The organism is Paenibacillus sp. CB74, assembly GCF_055687625.1.
The window spans coordinates 5,590,944-5,615,014 of sequence record NZ_CM146009.1; the positions used below are offsets into that span (position 1 = coordinate 5,590,944).

Annotated in this window: 22 protein-coding genes; 17 read left to right on the top strand and 5 right to left on the bottom strand. The window is 48.3% G+C overall.

Features of this window, described 5'->3' with window-relative positions:
* Positions 1–9 precede the first annotated feature (9 nt).
* Positions 10–246 carry an MbtH family protein gene (locus tag ACX9NY_RS24715; RefSeq protein ID WP_124116798.1) on the top strand — a complete coding sequence of 79 codons (237 nt, stop codon included), beginning with the start codon at positions 10–12 and terminating at the stop codon, positions 244–246.
* Positions 243–1,724, top strand: coding sequence for an MDR family MFS transporter (locus ACX9NY_RS24720; protein ID WP_472475648.1), 1,482 nt, complete (start codon positions 243–245; stop codon positions 1,722–1,724). The genes ACX9NY_RS24715 and ACX9NY_RS24720 overlap by 4 nt, the downstream gene beginning before the upstream one ends.
* 499 nt (positions 1,725–2,223) lie before the next feature.
* Here ACX9NY_RS24720 and ACX9NY_RS24725 read toward each other — a convergent pair whose 3' ends face one another.
* Both ACX9NY_RS24725 and ACX9NY_RS24730 read right to left on the bottom strand, forming a co-directional pair.
* A complete protein-coding gene (locus ACX9NY_RS24725; RefSeq protein ID WP_472475650.1) occupies positions 2,224–2,910 on the bottom strand; it encodes a 4'-phosphopantetheinyl transferase family protein in 687 nt (228 codons plus the stop codon).
* Positions 2,911–3,072: 162 nt separating this feature from the next.
* Entirely contained in the window at positions 3,073–3,945 is an 873-nt protein-coding gene (locus ACX9NY_RS24730) for an arylamine N-acetyltransferase family protein (RefSeq protein ID WP_472475652.1), read from the bottom strand.
* Positions 3,946–4,232: 287 nt separating this feature from the next.
* Here ACX9NY_RS24730 and greA point away from each other — a divergent pair, with 287 nt between their 5' ends.
* From greA to rlmN, 3 genes are all read left to right on the top strand, one after another.
* Positions 4,233–4,709, top strand: a complete 477-nt coding sequence (gene greA, locus ACX9NY_RS24735; RefSeq protein ID WP_339238706.1) for a transcription elongation factor GreA — start codon at positions 4,233–4,235, stop codon at positions 4,707–4,709.
* A gap of 284 nt (positions 4,710–4,993) precedes the next feature.
* Positions 4,994–6,349 carry a sodium-dependent transporter gene (locus ACX9NY_RS24740; RefSeq protein WP_339238705.1) on the top strand — a complete coding sequence of 452 codons (1,356 nt, stop codon included), beginning with the start codon at positions 4,994–4,996 and terminating at the stop codon, positions 6,347–6,349.
* A 179-nt stretch (positions 6,350–6,528) separates the two neighbouring features.
* The gene (gene rlmN, locus ACX9NY_RS24745; RefSeq protein WP_472475654.1) at positions 6,529–7,623 is read left to right on the top strand and encodes a dual-specificity RNA methyltransferase RlmN; all 1,095 of its coding nucleotides are present in this window, start codon (positions 6,529–6,531) and stop codon (positions 7,621–7,623) included.
* Positions 7,624–7,788: 165 nt separating this feature from the next.
* On the opposite strand, the gene ACX9NY_RS24750 is transcribed toward rlmN, so the two are convergent.
* Positions 7,789–8,229 (bottom strand): GNAT family N-acetyltransferase, encoded by a 441-nt coding sequence (locus ACX9NY_RS24750; RefSeq protein ID WP_472475656.1) that lies wholly within the window; start codon positions 8,227–8,229, stop codon positions 7,789–7,791.
* Between the two features lie 158 nt (positions 8,230–8,387).
* Here ACX9NY_RS24750 and ACX9NY_RS24755 point away from each other — a divergent pair, with 158 nt between their 5' ends.
* The 5 genes from ACX9NY_RS24755 (at position 8,388) to ACX9NY_RS24775 (ending at position 13,421) form a co-directional block, all read left to right on the top strand.
* The gene (locus tag ACX9NY_RS24755; protein WP_472479393.1) at positions 8,388–8,894 is read left to right on the top strand and encodes a MarR family winged helix-turn-helix transcriptional regulator; all 507 of its coding nucleotides are present in this window, start codon (positions 8,388–8,390) and stop codon (positions 8,892–8,894) included.
* An 84-nt stretch (positions 8,895–8,978) separates the two neighbouring features.
* Positions 8,979–10,085 (top strand): glycosyl hydrolase family 8, encoded by a 1,107-nt coding sequence (locus ACX9NY_RS24760; protein ID WP_472475658.1) that lies wholly within the window; start codon positions 8,979–8,981, stop codon positions 10,083–10,085.
* A gap of 128 nt (positions 10,086–10,213) precedes the next feature.
* Entirely contained in the window at positions 10,214–11,089 is an 876-nt protein-coding gene (locus ACX9NY_RS24765; protein WP_339257927.1) for a diguanylate cyclase domain-containing protein, read from the top strand.
* A 155-nt stretch (positions 11,090–11,244) separates the two neighbouring features.
* A complete protein-coding gene (locus ACX9NY_RS24770) occupies positions 11,245–12,540 on the top strand; it encodes a glycosyltransferase family 2 protein (protein WP_339257926.1) in 1,296 nt (431 codons plus the stop codon).
* A 152-nt stretch (positions 12,541–12,692) separates the two neighbouring features.
* Positions 12,693–13,421 (top strand): class I SAM-dependent methyltransferase, encoded by a 729-nt coding sequence (locus ACX9NY_RS24775; protein WP_472475660.1) that lies wholly within the window; start codon positions 12,693–12,695, stop codon positions 13,419–13,421.
* A gap of 189 nt (positions 13,422–13,610) precedes the next feature.
* Here the strand turns inward: ACX9NY_RS24775 and ACX9NY_RS24780 are convergent, their stop codons facing one another.
* Positions 13,611–14,393 (bottom strand): ABC transporter ATP-binding protein, encoded by a 783-nt coding sequence (locus ACX9NY_RS24780; protein ID WP_472475662.1) that lies wholly within the window; start codon positions 14,391–14,393, stop codon positions 13,611–13,613.
* A 75-nt stretch (positions 14,394–14,468) separates the two neighbouring features.
* The gene (locus tag ACX9NY_RS24785; protein WP_472475664.1) at positions 14,469–15,692 is read right to left on the bottom strand and encodes an MFS transporter; all 1,224 of its coding nucleotides are present in this window, start codon (positions 15,690–15,692) and stop codon (positions 14,469–14,471) included.
* Between the two features lie 117 nt (positions 15,693–15,809).
* On the opposite strand from ACX9NY_RS24785, the gene ACX9NY_RS24790 reads away from it, so the two are divergent.
* The 7 genes from ACX9NY_RS24790 (at position 15,810) to ACX9NY_RS24820 (ending at position 23,701) form a co-directional block, all read left to right on the top strand.
* A complete protein-coding gene (locus ACX9NY_RS24790) occupies positions 15,810–16,613 on the top strand; it encodes a helix-turn-helix domain-containing protein (RefSeq protein WP_472475666.1) in 804 nt (267 codons plus the stop codon).
* Positions 16,614–16,966: 353 nt separating this feature from the next.
* Positions 16,967–17,884 (top strand): ABC transporter permease, encoded by a 918-nt coding sequence (locus ACX9NY_RS24795; RefSeq protein ID WP_036612224.1) that lies wholly within the window; start codon positions 16,967–16,969, stop codon positions 17,882–17,884.
* Positions 17,885–17,913: 29 nt separating this feature from the next.
* Positions 17,914–18,795, top strand: a complete 882-nt coding sequence (locus ACX9NY_RS24800) for a carbohydrate ABC transporter permease (protein WP_472475669.1) — start codon at positions 17,914–17,916, stop codon at positions 18,793–18,795.
* 69 nt (positions 18,796–18,864) lie between these two features.
* Positions 18,865–20,460 carry an extracellular solute-binding protein gene (locus ACX9NY_RS24805; protein ID WP_472475671.1) on the top strand — a complete coding sequence of 532 codons (1,596 nt, stop codon included), beginning with the start codon at positions 18,865–18,867 and terminating at the stop codon, positions 20,458–20,460.
* Positions 20,461–20,499: 39 nt separating this feature from the next.
* A complete protein-coding gene (locus ACX9NY_RS24810; protein ID WP_339257920.1) occupies positions 20,500–21,468 on the top strand; it encodes a LacI family DNA-binding transcriptional regulator in 969 nt (322 codons plus the stop codon).
* Between the two features lie 71 nt (positions 21,469–21,539).
* Positions 21,540–22,652, top strand: coding sequence for a glycoside hydrolase family 88/105 protein (locus ACX9NY_RS24815; protein ID WP_472475673.1), 1,113 nt, complete (start codon positions 21,540–21,542; stop codon positions 22,650–22,652).
* Positions 22,649–23,701, top strand: coding sequence for a pectinesterase family protein (locus tag ACX9NY_RS24820; RefSeq protein WP_472475675.1), 1,053 nt, complete (start codon positions 22,649–22,651; stop codon positions 23,699–23,701). The genes ACX9NY_RS24815 and ACX9NY_RS24820 overlap by 4 nt, the downstream gene beginning before the upstream one ends.
* The last annotated feature ends 370 nt before the right edge of the window (positions 23,702–24,071 follow it).

A 24,071-nucleotide genomic window follows, 5' to 3' on the forward strand; every position in this document is an offset into this window, starting at 1 on the left:
GATAAGCTGATGAGCAACCCTTTTGAACATGAAGACAGCAATTATCTGGTGTTAATGAATGATGAAGGACAGTATTCGCTGTGGCCTGCATCCATTCCGGTACCGGCAGGTTGGACCCTGGTGCTGGGGAAAGCCAAACGACGTGTATGTCTGGATTACATTGCGGAGCAGTGGACAGACCTGAAGCCTCTGAGTCTCTGTGATGAAACGGGGATGCCTGGCATGATTCATGAGGCTGGCAGATGAGGTTTCGTCTGAATCCAAAGGCAATTGTGAGCATTGTCTATGTTCTGGCGATGTTTATGGTTGCCATGGATGCAACGGTCTTAAACGTGGCGCTGCGAACCATCAGTAACGAACTGGGTATTCCGCCGGCTGCTGCCGGTACCTTAAATGTAGGTTATTTGGTGAGTTTGGCAGTATTTTTGCCTGTCGCCGGCTGGCTTGGTGACCGATGGGGCACGAAACGGGTTTTCCTGTCGGCGCTGACACTGTTTACGGTGTCCTCTGCGCTGTGTGCCACAGCTGATCAACTAGGAACGTTGACATTTTTCCGCATTTTGCAGGGAGCAGGGGGCGGTCTGCTTACACCTGTGGGGATGGCGATGCTGTTTCGGACCTTTCCACCGCAGGAACGGGCCAAGGTATCTCGCATGTTGGTGCTGCCCATTGCCCTTGCTCCAGCCTTAGGGCCGATTGTGAGCGGATTGATCGTGGATCAACTGTCATGGCGCTGGATTTTCTATGTGAATCTGCCTGTTGGTATTCCAGCCGTGATCTTCGGCATGCTGTATCTGAAGGAGCACCGAGAACAGGAAGCAGGTCCTTTGGATCTGCCGGGGTGGTTATTATCTGCACCGGGACTCGCACTGATGATGTATGCGCTCAGTCAGGGGCCGCTGCGAGGCTGGACGTCACCGCTTATTATGGGAGCGGGCTTTGCAGGTATTCTGCTGCTGACGTTGCTCGTCGTGGTCGAGCTGCGCACCAAGCAGCCGTTGCTTGATCTGCGTTTGCTGAAGCACCGACTGTTCCGTTATACAGGCTTGGTATCCGTATGTGGGGCAGCCGGATTGCTGGGCATGCTGTATGTGTTTCCAATAATGTATCAAAATGTACTACATGCCTCTGCGTTGGAAACAGGACTTACCACATTCCCAGAAGCGCTGGGACTGATGATTGCTTCTCAGCTTGTCCCTTGGACTTATCCGCGGCTGGGCCCGCGAAAGCTGATCTCGATGGGCTTGATCTGTACGGCAGTCATTTTCATCACGCTTAGTCAGATCACAGTGGATACGAACCCGTGGTTCATTCGTTCATTATTGTTCGGTGTGGGAATTTTCCTGGGACAGACGGTAGGGGCGGTACAGATCGCTGCATTCGCCCAGATTCCTCCTGCATCCATGGGGAGAGCTTCTACCTGGTTCACGGTACAAAATCGTCTGGGATCAGCCATCGGCATGGCTTTACTCTCTGCTGTTCTGGCAGGTGTAGGTACAACAACGGTGACTGCTACAGGCGCGATGGAGTCGAATATGTTGGCGTACCGTTTGGCTTTGCTGGGGGCAGCAGCATTTCTGCTCATCGGGCTGTGGTTTGCCCTGAAGATCCGGGATGCTGACGCGGCAGCCACGATACGAAAGACGCCAGCTGGAGGATTGTTTGGCAAGTTGAATCGTTCATCGGCTGTGAGTTCTGAATCGGTGGTACAGCAAGAAGGATAGGATTGAGTTTGCGAATGAAGCAACGAAAGACAAGTAGACGGTTCTACCTGATAGGGTTTTGATAAAAAAAAGCGAGTCATACGGGACGTGGTTCATTTGTCGCCGGATTGACTCGCTCTTTTTTGGGTTGGTTAGTTAATTGGTTAGTCACTTATTTATTTGCAGGATTTGCAGGAAGAGGTGAGAGATTCTAACGAATCTATCACATCTTAATAGAGGATTTTTAGTGTTTTGGGAAAACTAACGAACCTCAGACACCTTATTGTTGCAGAATTCGGCAATATCAACGTGAAAAAGGACATATTAGAGCATATAGGGTGCGTAGGGTTCCTTAGAATGCCAGACCTGTGTAATTGAAGCCCATAAGGCGTGTCAGGTTCGTTAGGGCATGAACCCAATCTTAACCCCGACCCCCAAAACCCGGCCCTAAACCCCAAGCCTGAAAACCAAATCCAAACTATACTTCACGATCCCCTAATAAGCCGCAACTAGCCGAACACTACATCAACTCCGTATATAGACCCTCCAAGGTTACAATCTTGGGCTGGCTTGGCAACTCTCCCCCAGCCGAACATGCCGCAAGCATATGCCCATCGTCCAGTCGCTGACTGAGAAAGCGATATGCCCCGGCTTGCTCGCAATACCAAACTCCGCCCTCATCCGGCAGGATGGCGAAGGAGTCCAGCGGTATGGACAACCCCATACCCACTGCCTTGATATAACTTTCCTTCAGCGTCCATAGACGGTAGAAGGTATTCAGCCGACGATCGTCAGGCGTGGCGGACAAGAACTGGCTCTCCGTTGGAGAGAAGAAACGTTCTGCAATCTGCATGTCAATGGGGGCTATTTTCTCGACGTCCACACCCAGTTCATCGGTACCGCCGGAGATCAGAGCAATCCAGTCACCAGAATGGGAGACGTTGAATTGTACATCCGAATGGTGGCTGAGGGAAGGTTTGCCGTAGGGATTACGGGTAAAAGAAAGCTCAGCTGGCCTTAGGCCAGTTAACCTGCTCAAAGTCACACGAGTCAATATTTCTCCCAACACGGAGCGATACGCATCAGCCTGACGAACAAAACGTGAAGCCTGGGTGCGACGCTCTGCCGAGACTTGGGACAGAAAATGATTCCAGTATGCCTCAGGCATTACTTCTGGAACTTGGAGTACACGAATCGTTATCATCATTTATCACCTAAGGACGTATTCGGCGTGGATCAGTAGCTTTCCTTTATATGGAACAATCCCTTATGTGATTTCTATTTAAGTGCCCCCTATACGGATGCTTAATCAAGATAATTATCCTGTTTTCCTTATCGTGTTAAGGCCTCAGGTTCTGCATCTTCCTCTTTATGCTTCTTGCGCTTGTTTCCATTCCGTATGCGCAGCCTGCACTCGTTCCCACATGTCCTGGCATTCCAGTTCGCTGTAATTCACCAAGGGTTCATGGAATATTTCAGTTAATACGTTACGCCATTCGGTATAACTCTGAATTTCCGTTTTCCGAATTCCTTCGATATCATGGGTTCGGAGCATACATCCTCGTAGTTCGTGACTGCGGTTCTCATTCCGCTGACGAAGCAAAAATACATTATGCCAAGGGGATTCGGCCGCCCGACTGTAGAATTCATGTTTCGGTATGAACTCCCCCAGATCGTGAACTGCTTCAGGAGCATAGTCGACGCCTTCACTTGGCCCATTCGGTTCGTACTCAAGCCGCCATCCCCCAGAAGCAACAGATGATGGCATCAGTTGGTAAGTGAATGGAGCGGAACCATGGGTTCCATAACGAAGTGGCAGAGGTTCAAAGGGCATTCCGCCCAGACCTACATCCACAATCCAGCGTTCAGTTGTTGGATCGGCATCCGGCAGAAGGACAGACAGACCGAGATGGAATGAATTCACGCGGGGTTGTTCCCCATGAGGCTGTACTCCGCCACGATGCCAATCAACCGTATAACCCAGCGAGCGGAGAAGAACACTAAATGCACCGTTTAGATGAAAGCAGTAGCCGCTGCGCCCCTGTAATATGAGCTGAATTGATTCTTGAAGACTGATTCCTACAGGACGGCCTGCAAAAATATCGACCGTTTGCCACGAAAGATATTGCACATGTGTACGTTGGAGTTCAATTAAGTATTCCAGCGTAGGTTTCTTTATATCATTCATGCCAATCCGTTTCAGATAGGCCTGTATTTCAGATGGATTTAATATAACGTTCATTCAGATCACCTCAGGATATATATTGGGCTGCAAGCAATGGTTATAAACTTCTGCTGCCCTGAGTTCATTGTAAGAGTCAACGGGTGAAAGAAACATCGTCAATTAAGCTAATTGTAACGGTACAATTAGTAGGACAACTCTGAAAATCATTTCAAGAGGTAATCATGGTTTTGATGGTAGTGAAATACAATATATGGATGAGCTATTTCTTTTTCTGGGGTATGCTAACCCTTTGGAGTGGATATAGGTTAGAATATAGATAGATAGCAGGATTAGGAGATGGAAAAATGGCTAATGAAGAAGTGATTTTGACACAGGAAGGCTTGGAAAAGCTGGAGGACGAACTGAGGGAATTGAAGACAGTGAAGCGTAAGGAACTGGCTGAGCGTCTGAAACTCGCGATCAGTTACGGTGACCTGAAGGAAAATAGTGAGTATCATTCAGCCAAAGATGATCAGGCCTTTATGGAGACCCGGATTCTGATCGTGGAGAAGATGCTGAAAAACGCCAAAGTCATCACATCCGAGAATATGGATGCTACCAAAGTGGGTGTAGGTTCCACTGTATTGCTCAATGATATCGAATTCGCTGAGAAGATTGAATATAAATTGGTTGGTCCTGCTGAGGCTGATGTAGCAGATAATAAAATTTCCTATGAGAGTCCACTTGGCAAAGAACTGATGGGCAAAGAAGTGGGCAGCGTCATTCATGTTAATGCTCCGATGGGTGTTATCAAATATGAGTTGCTTGAAATAAGAGTTTAATTTTAAAAGAGAGGTGTTCCCCAGTCATCAAAGTGGCTGAGGGACACCTCTTTTTCGCTCTAATGGGTTTTGAAAGGTTGGAGATATGGTTATGTTATAACTCCATACGGTTGGCCTGACAGAATTTATCACATACTGTGTTTAGGGAACTTATGAGAATGAAGATGATCGAGTGCTTTTATATGTAAAAAAATAACATTTCGACAAATTTCGAATTTCGAATGACCTGACAAGGCCAGTAGTATATAATTACGGGAAAACTTTAAAGTGATGGAGTAGATATAATGAATTTTAGTAAGCCTAATCGAAATCAAGACAACGCTGGCAAAGGAGAGCGTTTTTCCCAAGCTGGATTTATCCTGGCAGCCATTGGTAGTTCGGTTGGTCTGGGCAACATGTGGAAATTCCCGTACATTACGGGTGAGAACGGAGGAGCTGCGTTTTTCCTGCTCTTCATCGTCTGTTTGCTGCTCATCGGTCTGCCAGTGCTCCTGGCTGAACTTGCGATTGGTCGCAGTGGACGAGGTAGTGCTGCTACTGCTTTTATCAAAGCAGGTGGACATAAGGGTTGGCTCGCAGCCGGATTGCTGCAAGTATTAACGCCATTTATCATCTTGTCCTTTTATGTCATTATCGCGGGCTGGACATTGCAATATGCAGTGACTTCCTTCAGTGGAACATTGTTTAATAATCCGGATTATGCTGGACAATTCGGCTCCTTTGTAAGCGGGTATTTGCCGATCGTTTGGCAGCTGGTTGCAGTTCTGATTACAGGCTGGATTGTTGCCAAAGGCGTTTCGAACGGAATCGAGAAGTTCAACAAGGTACTGATTCCGGCAATGTTGGTTTTGCTTATTATCCTGATGATTCGTGCTGTTACGTTGCCAGGTGCAGGGGCCGGGGTTTCCTTCTTCCTGAATCCGGATTTCTCGCAGCTGACAACGGAATCTGCACTGGTGGCGCTTGGACATGCCTTCTTCTCCCTGTCACTCGGGATGGGTATACTGGTGACTTACGGTTCGTATGTGGATAAAAATCAATCTCTCGGTGCAGCGACCGTCGCTGTGGGTGCGGGTGACCTCATCTATGCATTCATTGCTGGTCTGATCATCTTCCCAACGACATTCTCGTTCGGTATTGCACCGGACCAAGGCCCGTCACTCATCTTTGTGGCTCTTCCGGCAGCCTTCTCAGCTATGCCGCTTGGATTCCTGTTTGGCGGATTGTTCTTCATCCTGCTCGCTATTGCGGCTTTGACGTCAGCCGTGTCCTTGCTGGAAGTCCCTGTGAAGTATTTCATGGAACGTCTGTCATGGAGCCGTAGTCGTGCGGTATGGATTATCTCGCTAGGGGTCTTTATCGTGGGGCTTCCTTCGGTACTATCGCTCGGTTTGCTGCCTGAATGGACGATTGGATCGAAGAGTGTGTTCGACTGGATGGATTTTGTAGCATCCAACATCCTGCTGCCTGTAGGTGGACTGCTTGTGACGATTTTTGCGGGATACTTCTGGAAAACGGCTGCTGAAGCTTCCGGTCTGCGTTCCGGATGGTTCCGGGTGTGGCTGTTCATGCTGCGTTACGTGGCTCCGATCCTGGTTCTGCTGGTTCTACTGCACACATCCGGTATCATTCACTTCTAAATGTGAAGGCCCGATAGGGTTAAATATGGTCTGTTGTGCAGATTTACCATGGATAAAACCTCTTGGAAGAAATGCAAAAGCCCTTGTTTTCCCTCGTCAATTTTGGGACAATACGGAGTAGAGGTTTTTTGGGTAGGACCGATAAGCCATATGCTTTTTTGCGAAAAGAGGATTATACAATGAACAAATCATCCATATATGGATTAACATTAGAGCAATTACGTTCCTGGCTGCCGGAGCATGGACAGAAGAAATCCCGTGCATCCCGGATCTGGGAATGGTTATACCAAGAGCGTGTGCATGATTTCTCGGCGATGTCCGATGTTCGTCAGGAATGTCTGGACGTTCTCTCCGAGCATTTCACCATGAACTCGCTGAGCGAACATGTGAAACAGGAATCGGCAGATGGTACCGTGAAATTCCTGCTTCGAATGCAGGACGGCAACCTGATTGAGACGGTATTGATGCGGCAAAAATACGGACTGACTGTCTGTGTGACCACACAAGTCGGCTGTAATATTGGCTGTAGCTTCTGTGCGAGCGGTCTGATCAAGAAGAGCCGTGACTTGACTGCTGGAGAGATTGTCGAACAGATTATGCATGTGCAGCGACATCTGGATGCAGCAGGACAAGACGAACGGGTAACCAACGTGGTTGTGATGGGTATTGGTGAACCATTCGATAACTTCCAGCACATGAGTGATTTCATCGAAGTCATCAAGGATCGCAAAGGACTGGCACTTGCCGCCAAACGCATAACGGTGTCCACTAGTGGCCTTCCGGACAAAATCAAGGAATTTGCAGACAGCAGTCTCCAGGTCAATCTGGCGATCTCCCTGCATGCGCCTAATAATGAACTGCGTACGCACATCATGAAGATTAACCGGGCTTTCCCAATCGAGCAATTAATGGATGCAGTCGATTATTATCTAGCTACGACGAACAAACGCATCATGTTCGAGTATATCCTCCTGCGTGATGTTAACGATCAACGTGAGCATGCCGCGGAGCTCGCTGAACTGTTGTCCAGTCGCAGGAGTATGGTCAGTGTGAATCTGATCCCATACAACCCGGTGGATGAGCACAGTCAGTATCAACGGAGTACTGAGGAGTCGATTCTGGGCTTCTATGATACGCTCAAAAAGAACAACATCAACTCCACTGTACGTATGGAACATGGTACGGATATCGATGCTGCGTGCGGACAGTTGCGCAGTAAACAAATGAAGAACAACACTGCCGAATCAGAGCCAAACCGTCTGGCACTGGGATAAGACACAACACGGAGCTGGCAAGTAAGTTAGTTAGCATACTTGATTACTATAATCGGGTCTGTACGTGCCATTTCCGTTGTTGGGTTGCGAATGAATGTGTTGCCTGAATACAAAACGCCTCTGTACATCACTGAGAAGTGATAACGGAGGCGTTTTTGGAATACATTATTTCAGTTTTTTGGTCATCAGCAGATGGGGAATGCCGTCTTCCATAAACACGTCCGATGCAGGTGCATATCCGAGACGTTCATAGAACCCGGAGGCTTGTACCTGGGCGTGTAGTTTGGCTTTCTCCAGTCCGTCGGCAATGGCCATCTGCTCCAGCTTGTTGATCAGCACACGGCCCAGACCGTGTTTGCGGTAATCGAGCATGACACAGATCCGTTCCAATTTGGCGACCTGCTCAACAACGCGCAGTCTGGAGGAGGCAGCAGGTACACCGTCTACGTAAAGCAGAATGTGGCGCGCCTCTGCTTCTAATGTATCATAAGCGTCGAATTCATCCGCTGCGGATACGCCTTGTTCTTCGACAAAAATAGCGGTACGGATGGCGAAGCAGGCATCGAGCAATTCCTGATTATTAACTTCAACAATCGTTGTATTCATGAATGTTTCTCCTTTGGGTGAACGTAATGTGATCCTGACGTGATAAACTGGTACATAACAGGAACGTGGAACCATTTTCGTTCCATGTATACGGTTTGAGCTATATGTTTAAAATTGAAACCAATTCAACTGTAGTTATACCATCAATTATGTTGCGAATGCAACAATTTTATAGGGGCGTGAATGTGTTGACCGAAAAAAAAGAAGTGCTGCGTGAGATTGGTATGATTGCCCGCTGTCTGGATTCCATCAGTAATGTCGAGTTTCAGCATCTGAACCTGTCCCGCGGACAATATCTCTATCTGTATCGCATCTGTGAGAATCCGGGAATCATTCCGAATCAGCTCGCTGAACTGATCAAAGTGGATCGCACGACTGCCGCCAGAGCCATTAGCAAACTCGAATCCGATGGATTCATTATTAAACAGCCGGCAATGGGTAATAAGAAGAATAAGGTGTTGTATCCCACCGAAGCTGGACTTGAGGCATGGGAATTCATTCGTAAAGAGGGCGTACATTCCGATCAGGTGACTTTGGATGGTCTGACCGAGGAAGAGATCGAGACTGCCATTCATCTGCTCAGACGGATGCGTCATAACATTGAAGTGGATTGGAAGTTTGTCAAAAAAGGTGGACGAAGATCCTACATGGATAGTGAAGAATAAGTGCACACTTTAGATAGGTTGAAATCCTCAACCAGAGGCGTTGTAGTTTCTTTGTCGTACACAAGCAGGAGGAATGGCGTAAGGATGATATTCCGAAAAAAACGAACTTGGCTTGTATTGCTGCTGCTTACTGCTACCGTAGCCAGCATATTGTTACTTAGGGAGCGGTTCCTGATGAATGGAGTATCCCCGACCGTGTCTTTCATTGAAGATCATATGACCAACCCGAATGGTACACTGGCCACATATTTGCAGGATGCAACATCGAAGAGGGCAGATACTGTTGCAGGCAGAGAGGCATTGTCCGAGTCTCTTGGCCTGTGGATGCAGTATGCTGTAACGAGTGATGATCAAGCATTGTTCGAGCAGAGCTACGAGCAATTGAAGACCTATTTTCTCACGCCGCCAGATCCTTATATAGCCTGGAAGCTGGATGCCGAAGGTAATTCCCATGTAACAACCAATGCACTTGGCGACGATCTTCGTATCATTGGTGCCCTGTTGCAGGCTGCAGATCAGTGGGAACAAGGGAGAGAGGCGAAGCTTACGACCGCAGCCGCCATTTCCCGTGCCTTAACACAGTCAGCTCAGCAGCGAGGATATTTGGTGGATTTCCATGATTTTTCAAGTGGTCACTCGACAGATACGTTAAGTCTGGTTTATGTTGATCTCCTTTCTCTTCAAGCGATGGAAGAGCATCAAGTGGTGGAACCCGGAACCTACGCGAAATACAAAGCAATACTGAAGAAGATGCCTGACGATGAATTGTTCTATCCGAAGACCTTCGATGTGGTCCGTAAAGAATATACGTATGATGACACCGTAAACTTGATCGACCAGTTGATCGTGGCGAATCATCTAACGGTGACCGACCGCAAACCGGATAAGCTCATTTCTTTTTTGAAAAAGGAGTTCAGCGCCCGTCATCAGCTGCCCGGACAGTATACGCGAAAATCACACACACCTGCCGTCTCGTACGAATCTTCATCGGTATACGGCCTGGCCATCCTACTGGCTGTACGTTCAGGTGATCCGAAGTGGGCCAAACAGCTGTATAACCATATGATTACATTGCGTGGTCAGGACTCTCGTTATCCAGGTGGATATGTATTTGACGGTAACACGCATCTGTTTGATAATCTTTTTCCTTTGTTGGGAGAAATTAATTTACAGAAAAGCATTAAAAAGTGATGATTTTGTCATTTAATAAATTCTTCAATGTGTTAGCATAGTTTTGTCTAATCATGTCATAAATTGTTGCAATTTAAGAGAATTGAGTATGTACAAGTGTTCTAAAAATTCAACGGAAAGAAGGAACTATGAAGAATAAAGCGCCTACTCGCCGTATTGCATGGGGATATGCCCTTTTAATTGGACTTGCCCTCATGCAGCAACTGTTGATTTATCTTAAAGTGTACATGGATCAGAGCTACACAACAGGAGATATGATTTTTAGTATCGTGTCACTGGTTGCATTGGTTTTTGGTCTTATGCTGCCTGTTGGCATATCCGTTGTAACGGGATTTGTATATCTAGTTTCTTATTTTGTGTGGCTGGTTACTTACGCTGATGCGAATGTGCTTGTTTTCTCCTGGTGGTTGCTCATCCCGGCCAACGTGGCTGTGGCTGCATTCATCAAGGCAAGCCTGCTGCGCAGTGCGCGTGTAGTGGAACGCCTTCAGGATATGCAGGATCGTAACCCGGAAATCGATCTGGATACCTCGCTTGGGAATAAAGGCGCTCTGGCAGATACGTTAATCAAACAGAGTAACCTTGCGCGTCGATACTCCGAAAAGTATGGATTCAGCATTGCCATGTTCAAGATTGAATTCTTGCCATTGGTGATGGAATCTCTCGGTTCTGCCCGATATGCACAGTTCCTGCTTGAAATCTCGGGTACGATCCAGAAGCAGATTCGGTATGAGGATTATAAATTTTTCGTGGATCGTGGGCGATTTGTTATCTTATGTCCTCTGGTGAATGTGGAATACCTGCCACTTCTGACACAGCGGATCAAAAAAGCCATCATGGATCTTCACGTGATTGATAAAAAGGGAACTGAGCTACAGACGGTGATACGCTCCGGTGCTCTGGTATTTCAGAAGGAGCAGTTCAGCAAGTACGATGATATAGACGCAGTGATTGCCGCCCTTGAACGAAACACAGAGACCGATCTTATCGGAGAATATATATAACAGGAAGGAGAGATGCACAGTGGACTATATGTCCTGGTTCATTCCGATCTGTATCGCCGTAAGTTGTATATTTGCGGTATTTACGATTTGGTTAACGATTGCAACCCTTCGCTTTCGATCGAGAGTTATTCGCAAGTATGATCGGAGGAAAGTAAGTGGCTGATTTTATTTTAATATTATCGATATTTAGTATATGGATTGCCGTATTCGAGTCGATTGTTATTATGGCAGGTGCGATTCGTTTTATTAATAAACAGGACAAAAAAGGGATTCAGATTCCTGAAGATATGAATCATTATCCAACAGTCACTGTCATGGTACCTGCGCACAACGAGGGTAAGGTCATTGTCGCGACGGTAGAGCATATTCTGCGCCTAAATTATCCGGAGGATAAAGTTCAGGTCATCGTGATCGCGGATAACTGCACAGATGATACCGCAGAGAAGCTAAGATCATTCCTCAGTCAGACCAGTTATATGCATCGCAATGTGACGGTAATGGAGCGAAAGGGAACAGGTGGCAAGTCCGGGGCTTTAAACGATGGACTGGAAATGGCCACGGGTGATTGGATCTGTATCTTCGATGCAGATGCCGCACCTGAACGGAATTCATTAATGTTTTTGGCGCAAAAGTCGCTTGAAAACCCTGAACAATATGGCGTGGTTTTTGGCCGAAACAAAGCACGCAACAGAGGGCAGAATTTCCTTTCAAAATGCATCAATCTGGAGATTATTACATCCCAACGTGTGTATCACACGGGCCTGTGGGAATTGTTCCAGCTTGGTTCCATTCCGGGAACGAATTACATTATCAAAACCAAGTTGATTCGGGAGATTGGTGGTTGGGATGTGACAGCCATCACAGAAGATACAGCATTATCATTCGAGATTTTGAACCGCGGACAGTTTGTGGCACTGGCGCCTCAAGCGGAAGCCTATCAGCAGGAGCCGGAACAGCTTAGTGTATACATGAAGCAACGTGAACGTTGGGCCAAGGGGAACTATCAGGTGGTGTTGGATAATATCCATAACCTGTTTAACCGCTCCAGTTGGCGTAACAAGTTGTTGGTTATCTATTATGCCGTGAGTTATTTCTGGTTTATGCTTGCGATCATTGTATCGGATATTATTTTTCTCGTGAATCTGGTTTATCAGGTCATTGCCCTGTTTAAACCGGAGGTAAGCTCACCATTTCAGTTTGCTGGCGATGCGTATGTGTTCCTTGTCATTGGTTGGGCGCTCATGTACTTTATTTACGTGTTGCAGATCAATCTGGCACTTGCCGCAGATATTGGACAGAGCAATACCCGTAATTTCATCTATGCCTGCGTGTCCTACTTCACGTATGCACAGCTATTCATCCTGATCTCGATCAAGGCATTCTATTCCTTGATTACGGACAAGATTCGGAAACGCGAGAGCAAATGGTACAAAACAGAACGTTTTGGCTAAGCTGCGAAAATGGTAGAAGTATAAGGCAGAAGGCTGTTTGCTGGATAATTCCAGACAACAGCCTTTTTTGTTATAGCCAGGAACATCCATATTCTGTATACTCATACAGGCTGTAAAGAGGATCATGCTTATCCGAAACGGAGGGTCACGGAATGAAGGACAGAGGATCAGACTTTTACGATGATGAGGCGAATTTCGAGAAGTATATGGAACGTCGCAAGTGGCAGGAGAACGCCAATGATACATTGGAAAAGCCGGTGATGCTGGAGTTGATCGGAGATGTAACCGGCAAGAATATACTGGACCTTGGTTGCGGGGATGCAAGGTTCGCCGCAGAATTGCTGGGCAGGGAGCGTGAAGGTGCGACGTATACGGGGATTGAGGGTTCGGTGAATATGATTCAGGCAGCTAATGAATCTGTAAAAGGATTGAATGCCCGGATTGAGCAAGCGTTCATGGAGGACTGGACCTACCCGGTCGGGGCGTATGATCTGGTGATATCGAGACTGGCTGTCCACTATATTGAGGATGTGGAGGGCCTGTTCCGCAACATATACAATACGTTGAAAGAGAACGGGACATTCGTATTCTCCGTAGAACATCCTGTGATCACGTCCACACTGCAACCCTCCGGGACACGAACGGATTGGGTGGTTGATCAGTATTTTGTGGAAGGATTCCGTGAGCAGCAGTGGCTGGGCGGTTCTGTGAAAAAGATGCATCGGTCCATTGAATCCTACTTTATGGCATTGCAGCGGGCGGGGTTCCGTGTAGAACATTTGCGCGAGTCAACACCACAGCGTGCCCATTTCATAAACGAGGAAACCTATCTGCGCAGGCAGCGTATTCCATTGTTTCTGTTCCTGGCTGCCCGGAAATAGATCGCGGTGAAGAAACAGATGGAATAGCTGAGTTATACTCAAAAAGTAGAAAGTTCTACACAGAAAACAGTGGATAACACTAGATATAGCATTGAAAAGCCCAAAATCTATCCACAAGTGGATAAGATATTGGGCTTTTACTGTTAAGTTTCTGTACCTATGCTGCGTGTGCTGTGTATAACCACGTAATTATGAATCCGCCGCAGCTCTGACATACACACGTTCCCCGTGCCGATCAACTTCCACAGGGGCCTCGAAGAAGTTGCTCAGCACTTCGGTGTTCATCAGCTCGCTCGTTAGTCCGCTATTCACGATTTCACCCCTACGAAGCAGGAGACTATGACCGAACACGGGCAATATTTCCTCGGTATGATGGGTGACATAGATGAGTGAAGGGGTGTCAGGACGCTGTGATAATTCACGAATGCTGTCCAGCAGTCGCTCTCTTGAGAACAGATCCAGTCCATTGCACGGCTCGTCCAGAATGAGTACGCGCGGATTGGCCATGAGTGCTCGGGCAATAAGGAGTTTCTGTTTCTCACCTTGAGAACAGGTACGATATTCACGATCCCACAGGTGCTGACAGCCCAGCGTTCGCATCAATTCCTGTGCCTGTTCCAGATCATCATCCGATAGCTTGTCATACAAGCCAATGGTGGCATGTTTGCCGCTGATTACGACATATTGTGTGCGATCCGTGCCGTACAATTTCTCTTGCAGAGATGAACTGACCCAGCCGATGGATTTGCGGAGCTGTCTCAGATCGACATCGCCATATTCATGGCCCAGCACGGATATCTTGCCTTCCGTCGGCCAGAGATACCCGGTGATCATGTTCAGGAGTGTTGTTTTGCCGGAGCCATTCAGGCCAAGCAACGCCCAGTGTTCACCGTCATTAACCTGCCAGCTTACATCGTTCAGCAGGGTAAGAGGTCCCCTTTTCCAAGTGACATGCTGTACATCAATAATCATGCGTTATTCCCTCCTTCTGTTATCCTCGATTGTCCTAGGTGTATTGTAGTCACAACATCAGTGAGGTTTCAACGGTTATCCCGCTGTTCTTGGTTGGTCCTTGCGCAGTAATACGGCACACACACCAAGCAGTGGCAAAAACGAACATAACTTGATAACAAATGCAACGCTGGTCACATCAATTAAGGAACCCAGCACCACCGAGCCAAGTCCAGCCATTCCGAATGACAAGCCAAAAAATAACCCGGATACCGTTCCAATATGACGAGGAAGCAGCTCCTGTGCATAGACAATGATGACGCTGAAGCCGGACATCAGGATTAGTCCAATCATTCCGCACAACAGCATGGACAAGACGGGTCCTGCATAAGGCAGCAACAGGGAGAACGGTGCAGTGCCTGCAATGGAGAACCAGATCATCGGTTTGCGTCCATAGCGATCAGCGAGGGGGCCGCCGAGCAAGGTTCCGACCATGCCTGCGAATTGCAGAATAAACAGACAGATCTGTGCCTGGGAGAGCGGCAAGTCATATGCATCCGCGTAATAGAAGGCATAATATCCGGTCATGCCAGCAATATATACGAATTTGGAGAATAACAGCAGGATAAGAATTCCCATTGTAAAAGCGATGAATCCCCTGCTCACTCGAGCGATTGGTTCTGCGCCGCTTGATTTTAAAGGTTGTTGCTGACGAATGCGAGTCTCGGCAAGTTTGTCTCTGTACCAACGACTGACATAAGACTGAATAAAGATGCCGAGCAGGGCAAAGCCCATTAGCCATAGAAAACTACGCTGCCCATGTGGCAACAGGATGAAAGCAACCAGTAATGGAGCAATGGCCTGTCCTGTGTTGCCTCCCACCTGGAAGATCGACTGCGCCATTCCACGTCCACGGCCGGCTGCCATATGAGCCACTCGTGAGGACTCGGGGTGGAGGATGGATGAGCCTATGCCAATCAATGCTGCAGAAACAAGCAGCATCCATAACTCGGAAGACAAGGCTAAGCCGAGCACACCGATCAGGGAGAATAACATGCCTCCGGGAAGCAGAATCGGCATGGGTTTGCGATCTGACATATAACCGACCAGGGGCTGAAGGACGGATGCAGTAATATTCAGGGTGAAGGCAATCCAACCCATCTGGGCGAAACTGAGCTGCATGGTTTGCTGAAACAGCGGAAAAGCAGATGGAACCACGGTCTGCATCGCATCATTCAGCAAATGGGCGAAGCTGACTCCGGCGAGTGCCCAATTGGCGGAAGAGTTGATTTGCATTTTGCTTAAAGTGGCCTGAGCCATGGGAGATCACCTCGAATTATTTTTTTCTATGATAAAAGATACGGTCGGGCATTGTCTTTGTGAAAAGTGCTTGGAAAGTGAGCACGATTTGCTATAATGTCAGCAGGTGAGGAAACGATGGAATTAAACATGACGTTAAATGGGTTGGAATTATGGAAAGCTACCGGAGGGTTCGCGAATGAACCTCATGTGCATGATGACTGGTATCAGCTAACGTTGCCGGTCAGAGGCCAATGTCATCTGGTACAGGAACGGCACGCATACCCTCTGAACGCAGGCAAGGGGATTATTGCTCATCCTCAGACTGAGCATTATTTTGAGATAGGGTCGGATTCGGCTGTCATCGTGATCAAGTTCCGTAAACCGCCATTAGGTAGTGTAGAAGGTGCGGAGTTAAGTGGGGGGCGAGCTGAGTTTCGACCTATCCAGACTTTTGATCCCGCTGAGATCAGTAGTCTGTTCCGAGGCTGGAACTCCATTTTGTTAGATGACATGCCGGATTCGCTCCAAGTACAGGAAACAGAAATGGCGGTCGAGATGTATCTAAGACGCATGTTGATGGGGCAGGAAAATGGAAAAACGATTGCAGATAATGGTCCATCTATGGACCCTCATCTCCGCCGGGTGCTGGATTACATTCACAGTGCCTATACGGGTCCAATGGATATTGATTCAATGGCGATGGTCGCGCATCAGAGCCGATATCATTTCATGCGCTCTTTCAAGACTCTTACGGGAAAGACACCGTATCAATATTTATTAAATTTGCGTGTAGAAGAAGCCTCCAGAAGGCTCCGCCTTACGACGGATTCGGTAACCACCATCAGTTATGAACTGGGATTTTCAAGCGTCAGTCAGTTTTACAGAGCGTTTCAGCGAGTATATGTTATGACACCGATGGAGTATCGGAATCAAGTGTAGATTATAAATACAGTCTCGCGTATGCGAGGCTGTATTTAGTGCGTTGCAGCATGTCACTGATTTTTGTTGTTGCCAAACAATGGAGACTTTGCTAAGATGGGAAAAAGTTTATGTAAGCGTATACATTTAATTTAAAATTACAACGTTGTAATTATGGTTTTAACAATTGATTCAAAAGAAAGAACTACATTGTAAGGAGGACTATTTCGATCAAGGATCTCTTTTTACGCAGAATATTATAGGTTGTTACCAAAGGTGGATGGGATGATAACAAATACGTCAGTAAAATGAAAGTTCATTTTTATTCAAAAATTCAAACGTTGTAATTATATGGCGAAGGGGAGTGCTTCACGTTGAAAAAACGCATGTCCACGCTGTTCAGCCTGATCAGACGAGATAAGTATTTACTGCTGATGTTTTCACCTATCTTCCTGTATTACCTCATCTTCATGTACCTTCCAATGCCTGGCGTGTTGTTGGCATTTCGTAATTTCCTGCCGGGTCAGGGCATGCTCAGCGGGGAATGGGTGGGACTGCGCTGGTTCGAACAGTTCGTGAATTCCATTTACTTCTGGCGACTGCTGCGCAACACGTTCTTGCTTGCATTTCTGCCACTCCTGTTTGGCTTCTCGATCCCCATTCTGTTCGCGGTCTGCATTGTGGAGATCAAGAATCGGACATTCAAACGATTTGCCCAGACGGTTACCTATCTTCCTCATTTCATCTCCACTGTCGTTGTAGCCGGCATGATCATTAACTTCCTGTCACCAACAGACGGTATTGTGAATACCCTCATCGCGAGTCTGGGCATGGAAAAAGTGAACTTCATGATGGATGCCAGCTGGTTCCGTACCATCTTCACAAGTTCCGACATCTGGCAGAGCTTTGGCTTCAGCTCCATCATCTACATTGCAGCCATTATGGGGATCGACCCCGAGATGTATGATTCCGGCAAAATCGACGGCGTCAACAAATTCCAGGAGCTATGGCACCTGACCCTTCCCAGTATCAAACCAACCATTGTCATTCTTCTGCTTCTGTCGCTTGGCGGCATTATGAGCGTAGGCTTCGAGAAAGTATATCTGCTCTACAACGGAGCCACCTACGAAACGGCGGATGTCCTGTCCACCTATGTATACCGGATGGGGATTGAGGGCCAGAATTACGGCTTCGCCACAGCGGTCGGCCTGTTTAACTCCATTATCACTTTTGTGCTTGTGTTTGCTGCCAATTCCATGACCCGTCGCCTGACCAAGATGTCACTCTGGTAAGACTATAACCCGGACCAAAGGAGACCTGTATGCAAAAATCAAGAAGTGACCGTGTGTTCTACGGATGTGTCTACCTGCTGACCATACTGGCGGTTGTCGTCACGTTGTATCCCTTTCTGTACGTCATCAGCATTTCATTCAGCTCGGTGGATGCCATCGACAAACAAAAAGTCGTATTGTGGCCTGTTGGCTTTACCCTGTCAGGTTACCAAATGGTACTACAATACAAGGAGTTATGGGTTTCGTTCTACAACACCCTCTGGTACACCGTGGTAGGCACACTGTTGAATATTGTGGCAACATGTCTTGCCGCGTTTCCGTTATCCAGACAGCAGTTTTTCTTGCGTCGCAAGCTGAACTTTTTCATCGCTTTCACCATGTATTTCTCGGGTGGACTCATTCCGGTCTACATGCTGATTACCTCGCTCGGGCTGTACAATACCCGCTGGGTCATGGTGCTGCCTGTGCTGGTGATTACGTTTAACGTCATGATCTGTCGTTCGGCCTTTGAAGGCATTCCGAATGAGATTTTTGAAAGTGCCAGTATCGACGGGGCCAATGAGATGACAATGCTGTATCGTCTGGCGGTTCCGATCATCAAGCCGACACTGGCTGTGCTCACGCTGTACTATGCCGTATTCCACTGGAACAACTTTTTCTCGGCCCTATTATATCTGGGCAAACAGGATATGCAGCCCTTACAGATGTTCCTGCGAAGGGTGCTGATCATGGCATCGCCTGAAGTGATGCAGAAGATGGGCGGCACGATGACATCCGGGGCGCTGGCGGTATCGACCCTGCAAGTACGTTATGTATCCATTGTGGTCAGCATTCTGCCTATTGTTACGATCTACCCGTTTATCCAACGGTACTTCGTTAAGGGCATCACCCTCGGAGCCGTGAAAGGATAGCTTTTATTACTTAAGTGTCATGTCATTCAAGGGAGTTCAAAATGGTTCATACCTAAGGAGGAATGATGGATGAGATTTAAAGGGGCAGGAAGAAAAAGTGTAATGGCAGCGATACTGGCAATCAGTCTGGCGGGATGTAGTGGTGGAACAGGGGCTGGAACCGATGCGGGGAGCACTCCGTCCAGTTCGGAGCCAGCCTTCAATTATACCGGGGCAGGGCCGGTAACGGATCAACCGGATGCCAAGCTGTCCATTCTCGGCACTAACGCCTGGACGACCAACGTGGATCTCTCCACCGCAGCTATCGTTAAGAAAATCGAGAGCAACGCCGGTGTTACGGTCGATTGGGATCTCATACCGCCGCAGAACTATGCGGATGCCGTAAATCCGAGGCTGGCTGCCGGTACCGGCTTGCCCGATATCGTGTACCTGCCGGATCAGGATCAACTGATGAAGTACATCAACAGCGGTCTATTCATTCCGATTAATGATCTGGTGGAGAAATACGGCGTGAATCTAAAAAAAATATATGAAAAGTCGCCTTCGGTCAAAGCCAGTTTAACGACGCCAGATGGTAAAATGTATTATGTCCCGCAGCAGACGCTAACCCGCAACTACATGCCGGTATTTATGGTCAATGTGCGCTGGCTTGATAAGCTTGGATTAAGCGAGCCGACCACGTTGGATGAGTTTACGGCAATGCTGCGCAAGTTCAAGACAGACGACCCGAACGGCAACGGAAAAGCCGATGAGATTCCGCTGTCCATGGAAGCGAAATTTGTGTCCATGGCCTTTGGCCCTGCATTTGGACTTGATCTGTCCAATCAGTTTTATGCAGACGATCAGGGCAAGGTGCATTTCAGCTATTATGAGCCGGCATACAAGGAGTACCTGACCTATCTGAATGGACTGTACAAGGAAGGTCTGCTTGGGGTAGATTATGCGAGTACCACGAGTGATCAGGTCACATCGCGGATCTCTCAGGATGTGACCGGCGCAACGTTTAATTTCAGCTGGTACATGTCGATGGTCTACAGCCCGCTGTTCAAGGATTACAATCCGGAAGAGCCAATCATCAAAGGCATTCTGCCACTGAAAGGACCGCATGGCGATCAGTTTTACGTAGGACGTACCCCGGTTAGCGGCATCTTCGGTATTACGCGGGATAGCAAAAATCCGGAGCTGGCTTTCCGCTTCCTGGATTATGCGGTAAGTGAAGAGGCACAGACATATTATACGTGGGGCATCAAGGATGACACGTATACGGAAGAGAATGGCGTGAAGACATTTACGGACAAAGGCAAGGACAATGAATACATTCAGAAGCTCGGCATCGGGCCGGTGAATCTGCCGAACATTCAATCGACCGATTCTGCCGATTCCGTTGTGGCCCCTTGGCATGCGAAGATGGATAAGGAACTGGAGCCGTATGTCCGTGAACCGTTCCCGTTTGTCTATGCCCTGCCGGATGAAGCGAGCGTGGAGAGCATGGCGATGCCTGACATTACCACATATGTGGAAGAGATGAACTTCAAGTTTATTAGCGGTGATGCCAGTCTGGATCAGTTTGACAGTTATATTGAGACGTTGAAGAAGATGAATATAGAGCAGGTTATTGCGGGCAGACAGGCACAATATGATCGTTATAAGGCTGCACAGAAATAGGAAATAGGGTTTCAGGCGTATGAGAGGTGTTGATTGATTTTGATAACCATTAAAGACATTGCCAAACTGGCGGGGGTGAGCTATAGCACAGTATCCAAGGCGCTGAATGATGATCCCCGAATCAAACCGGCTACGAAGCAGAAGGTGCTTGCGGTCGCGGAGAAACATCAATATCGAAAAAATATGCTGGCCCGGCAACTCTCCACCGGCAGAAGCAATATCATCGGCTTTGTGCTGGATGAACTGAGCAATCCGTTATTCTCGAACATCTCCGGCCGTCTGCACACCGAGCTGAAGAAGCGGGGGTATCAGATGATCCTGGTTGTAGCGGATGATGGTGTGGATGTCTTCAGCCAGCTGCGTGTGGACGGATGTATTCTGTGGGACTATGCACTGGACAATCGGGAGATGTTCTGGAAAAAGTTCGCGACACTCAACATGCCATGTTTTGTGCTGGGTACAGATGAAGCGCCGAACTCTCCTTACATTAAGATTGATCGCAAAGAAGGACTCTTCAAAGCAGTGGAGCATCTGAAATCGCTGGGGCACAGCCGAATCGGGTTCATCGGCAACTCACAGAATATTAAACTGGAGGGATACCGGGAAGCGTTGCAGCGTACGGGTCTGGCTTTTAATGAAGACCATGTGCTGCCAGCGTATTCCTCCTGGGAAGACGGGTATTTTGCCATACGTAATCATGCGTTTGGGCCGGAGTCGCCGACAGCTTTTATTGGGCTGAACAACCTGGTCACCCGAGGTGCACTTCGGGCTTTGCTTGAGGCAGGTTACAGCGTTCCGCGCGATATCTCGTTAATCGGGTATGATGATCTGCCGGATATGCAGTATGCCGAAGTGGCCTTGACGACAATTGGCCCGTCTCTGGATGAACTGGCCGTGCAGGCAGCGGAGCTGATTGTATCGTTGATTCGTGATGAACAGGTCGATGTTCCGGTAGTCGTTCAGCCCAAGCTGAACCTTCGCAATTCAACGGCAATGTGCCGACAATAAGCAAGAGTGAAGCGGTTATCCGTTAGTCATACATGTATTAGGTGGTTACAACATTCAAGGAGGAATTGCTTATGCAGGTACAGACGCAGTTATCCTGGTCTGAGCGAATTGCAGCAACGATCATCCAGCAATGTGACGGGGACGGTTATCATGCGTTCCCTTCGGGACGATGGGCATACGTGGAAGGCATGACATTGATGGCGATGGCTCGAACTGGGCGATATTATGGCAAGCAAGAGTATGTTGATTTTATGAAAAAACATATGGACTTGTATATCCAGCCAGATGGTTCTATTGGCACGTATACTTTGGAAGAATATAATCTGGATCAGATTAATCAGGGGAAAAACCTGTTTGCATTACTGGAGGGAGCTGAAGATCAGCGTTACGCAGAAGCGGCACATCTCTTGGCCGCACAGCTCGCAGGGCAACCTCGAACGTCGGAGGGCGGCTTCTGGCACAAAAAAATCTATCCATTCCAGATGTGGCTGGACGGCCTGTATATGTCCTCTCCCTTTCTATCCGAGTATGCGAAGACATTTGATAACCCCGAGTTATGGGATGAAGTAGCGCACCAGATTCTGCTGATCGAACGCCAGACCCGTGATCCCCGGACCGGACTGCTCTATCATGGCTGGGATGAAGCGAAGGAACAGGTCTGGGCCGATTCATCGACAGGGTGCTCGCCACACTTCTGGAGCCGGGCGATGGGCTGGTATGCTATGGCGATTGTGGACAGCGTGGAGCATTTCCCCGTGAATCATGCAAAACGCGGCACCATCATCGGTATCTTCGAACGGATGTGCCATGCTTTGGTGCGCGTGCAGGAGCAGGAGAGCGGGTTATGGTTTCAGGTGCTGGATCAGGGCTTCCGCAAAGGCAACTATCTGGAAGCATCCGGGTCAAGCATGTTTGTATATGCACTTGCCAAGGGTGTGCGGCTGAAGTATCTGGAGCCGCATTTCAGAGCTGCGGCGGAGAAAGGATGGCAGGGGCTTTACTCCAGATTGGTGGAGGAGACGGCTGATGGCGTTCGGTTAAACGGGATCTGTCATGGCGCAGGACTAAGTCTGGACCGGGATGGCTCGTACAGCTACTATGTGAGCGAAGCGGTTGTAAGCGATTCCTTTATGGGGGTGGCTCCGCTCCTGCTGGCAGCGCTGGAAATGGAGCGATTGCCATGACACAGCAGAAATTGCCGAATACAGCATTGGAACCATCGACTCCCTGTCTGACTGTTGCTTCAGATGGGACGGGGGATTATGTGACGATTCAGGCTGCAGTTGATGCGCTGCCGGAGAATGGCATCGGAAACGTTCCGATTCGAGTAAAAGCTGGCGTCTATTATGAGAAGCTGCATATGGAGAAGCCGGGCATCCATCTGATTGGTGACGGGGCGGAGCAGACGATCATTACGTATGATGATTATGCACTTAAGAAGTTCCCGGACGGGTCGCCATATCATACGTTTCATTCCTATACCGCTTTCATCGGTGCCGATGATTTTACGGCAGAGGGCATTTCCTTCGTAAATGCTGCCGGGCCGGGCAAGGAGGTTGGTCAGGCGCTGGCCGTTTACGTAGATGGAGACCGGGCGGTCTTTCGCCGCTGTCGTCTGATCGGCCACCAGGATACGATCTTCACCGGCCCATTGCCGGAGCAACCCATGGATCGAAGTTACTTTGGCGGGCCACGTGATGGTGCCGAGCGGCGCAAACTGCGGCAGTATTTCGAAGACTGTTACATTGAAGGCGATATCGATTTTATTTTTGGCTCGGCTACGGTGGTATTTAAGGGCTGCGAGATTTTTACGAAGAATCGCCTGACCGAAGCGGAGGCTGCGGATGGACAAGTGAACGGCTGGATTACCGCAGCGTCTACTCCGGAGGATGTACGATACGGCTATGTGTTTCTGGACTGTGATCTGACCAGCAATGCTCCGCCGCAGTCGGTGTATCTGGGCAGGCCGTGGCGTCATCATGCCAAAGTCTGTTTTCTGAACTGCTGGATCGGCGCTCATGTGAAGCGGGAGGGATGGCATAACTGGAACAAGACAGATGCGGAGCAGACCGTTCAGTATGCGGAATATAACAGTGCCGGGCCTGGTGCCGGACGTGCTGCTGATCGTGTGGCCTGGGCCAAAATGCTGACCGAACAGGAAGCGGCGGAGTACGCTATACCTCTGATTCTATCCGGCATGGATGGTTGGCAGCCTTTTGAAGGGGAAGGGTAGCAGCGGTAAGATTCGCCCTATTCTCTACACAATATATAACACAGGCTTTCTTTCAAGTCTCCTGAGGACTTGGCGGAAAGCCTTTTCGGCGTGCCATATTACATTTTTCGCCCCCAATAGAACTATTTTATCCCTTATCTCCCAGGCATTTTACTGATTAAATACAGGGTGAGGATCTGTAAATTCCCTGTAAAATTTGGTGATGTCTGCTGAAAGAGAAAACGAGAGGGAAGGTCCATTTTGATAAGGGAAGGGAGTGAAGCGACACGCAACATCAGATGGCTGAATGAGGCTGGCTCTAATCGATCACAGATCAGATGCAGGTGGGCGATGGATATCTTTGTTTGCAAGGTGAACGTATCCTTAGTAC

Excerpts from the sequence above, each read along its gene's own strand:
- ACX9NY_RS24715 (WP_124116798.1), top strand. The coding sequence starts at position 10 with ATGAGCAACCCTTTTGAACATGAAGACAGCAATTATCTGGTGTTAATG.
- ACX9NY_RS24720 (WP_472475648.1), top strand. The coding sequence starts at position 243 with ATGAGGTTTCGTCTGAATCCAAAGGCAATTGTGAGCATTGTCTATGTT.
- ACX9NY_RS24725 (WP_472475650.1), bottom strand. The coding sequence starts at position 2,910 with ATGATGATAACGATTCGTGTACTCCAAGTTCCAGAAGTAATGCCTGAG.
- ACX9NY_RS24730 (WP_472475652.1), bottom strand. The coding sequence starts at position 3,945 with ATGAACGTTATATTAAATCCATCTGAAATACAGGCCTATCTGAAACGG.
- greA (WP_339238706.1), top strand. The coding sequence starts at position 4,233 with ATGGCTAATGAAGAAGTGATTTTGACACAGGAAGGCTTGGAAAAGCTG.
- ACX9NY_RS24740 (WP_339238705.1), top strand. The coding sequence starts at position 4,994 with ATGAATTTTAGTAAGCCTAATCGAAATCAAGACAACGCTGGCAAAGGA.
- rlmN (WP_472475654.1), top strand. The coding sequence starts at position 6,529 with ATGAACAAATCATCCATATATGGATTAACATTAGAGCAATTACGTTCC.
- ACX9NY_RS24750 (WP_472475656.1), bottom strand. The coding sequence starts at position 8,229 with ATGAATACAACGATTGTTGAAGTTAATAATCAGGAATTGCTCGATGCC.
- ACX9NY_RS24755 (WP_472479393.1), top strand. The coding sequence starts at position 8,388 with ATGCAACAATTTTATAGGGGCGTGAATGTGTTGACCGAAAAAAAAGAA.
- ACX9NY_RS24760 (WP_472475658.1), top strand. The coding sequence starts at position 8,979 with ATGATATTCCGAAAAAAACGAACTTGGCTTGTATTGCTGCTGCTTACT.
- ACX9NY_RS24765 (WP_339257927.1), top strand. The coding sequence starts at position 10,214 with ATGAAGAATAAAGCGCCTACTCGCCGTATTGCATGGGGATATGCCCTT.
- ACX9NY_RS24775 (WP_472475660.1), top strand. The coding sequence starts at position 12,693 with ATGAAGGACAGAGGATCAGACTTTTACGATGATGAGGCGAATTTCGAG.
- ACX9NY_RS24780 (WP_472475662.1), bottom strand. The coding sequence starts at position 14,393 with ATGATTATTGATGTACAGCATGTCACTTGGAAAAGGGGACCTCTTACC.
- ACX9NY_RS24785 (WP_472475664.1), bottom strand. The coding sequence starts at position 15,692 with ATGGCTCAGGCCACTTTAAGCAAAATGCAAATCAACTCTTCCGCCAAT.
- ACX9NY_RS24790 (WP_472475666.1), top strand. The coding sequence starts at position 15,810 with ATGGAATTAAACATGACGTTAAATGGGTTGGAATTATGGAAAGCTACC.
- ACX9NY_RS24800 (WP_472475669.1), top strand. The coding sequence starts at position 17,914 with ATGCAAAAATCAAGAAGTGACCGTGTGTTCTACGGATGTGTCTACCTG.
- ACX9NY_RS24805 (WP_472475671.1), top strand. The coding sequence starts at position 18,865 with ATGAGATTTAAAGGGGCAGGAAGAAAAAGTGTAATGGCAGCGATACTG.
- ACX9NY_RS24815 (WP_472475673.1), top strand. The coding sequence starts at position 21,540 with ATGCAGGTACAGACGCAGTTATCCTGGTCTGAGCGAATTGCAGCAACG.
- ACX9NY_RS24820 (WP_472475675.1), top strand. The coding sequence starts at position 22,649 with ATGACACAGCAGAAATTGCCGAATACAGCATTGGAACCATCGACTCCC.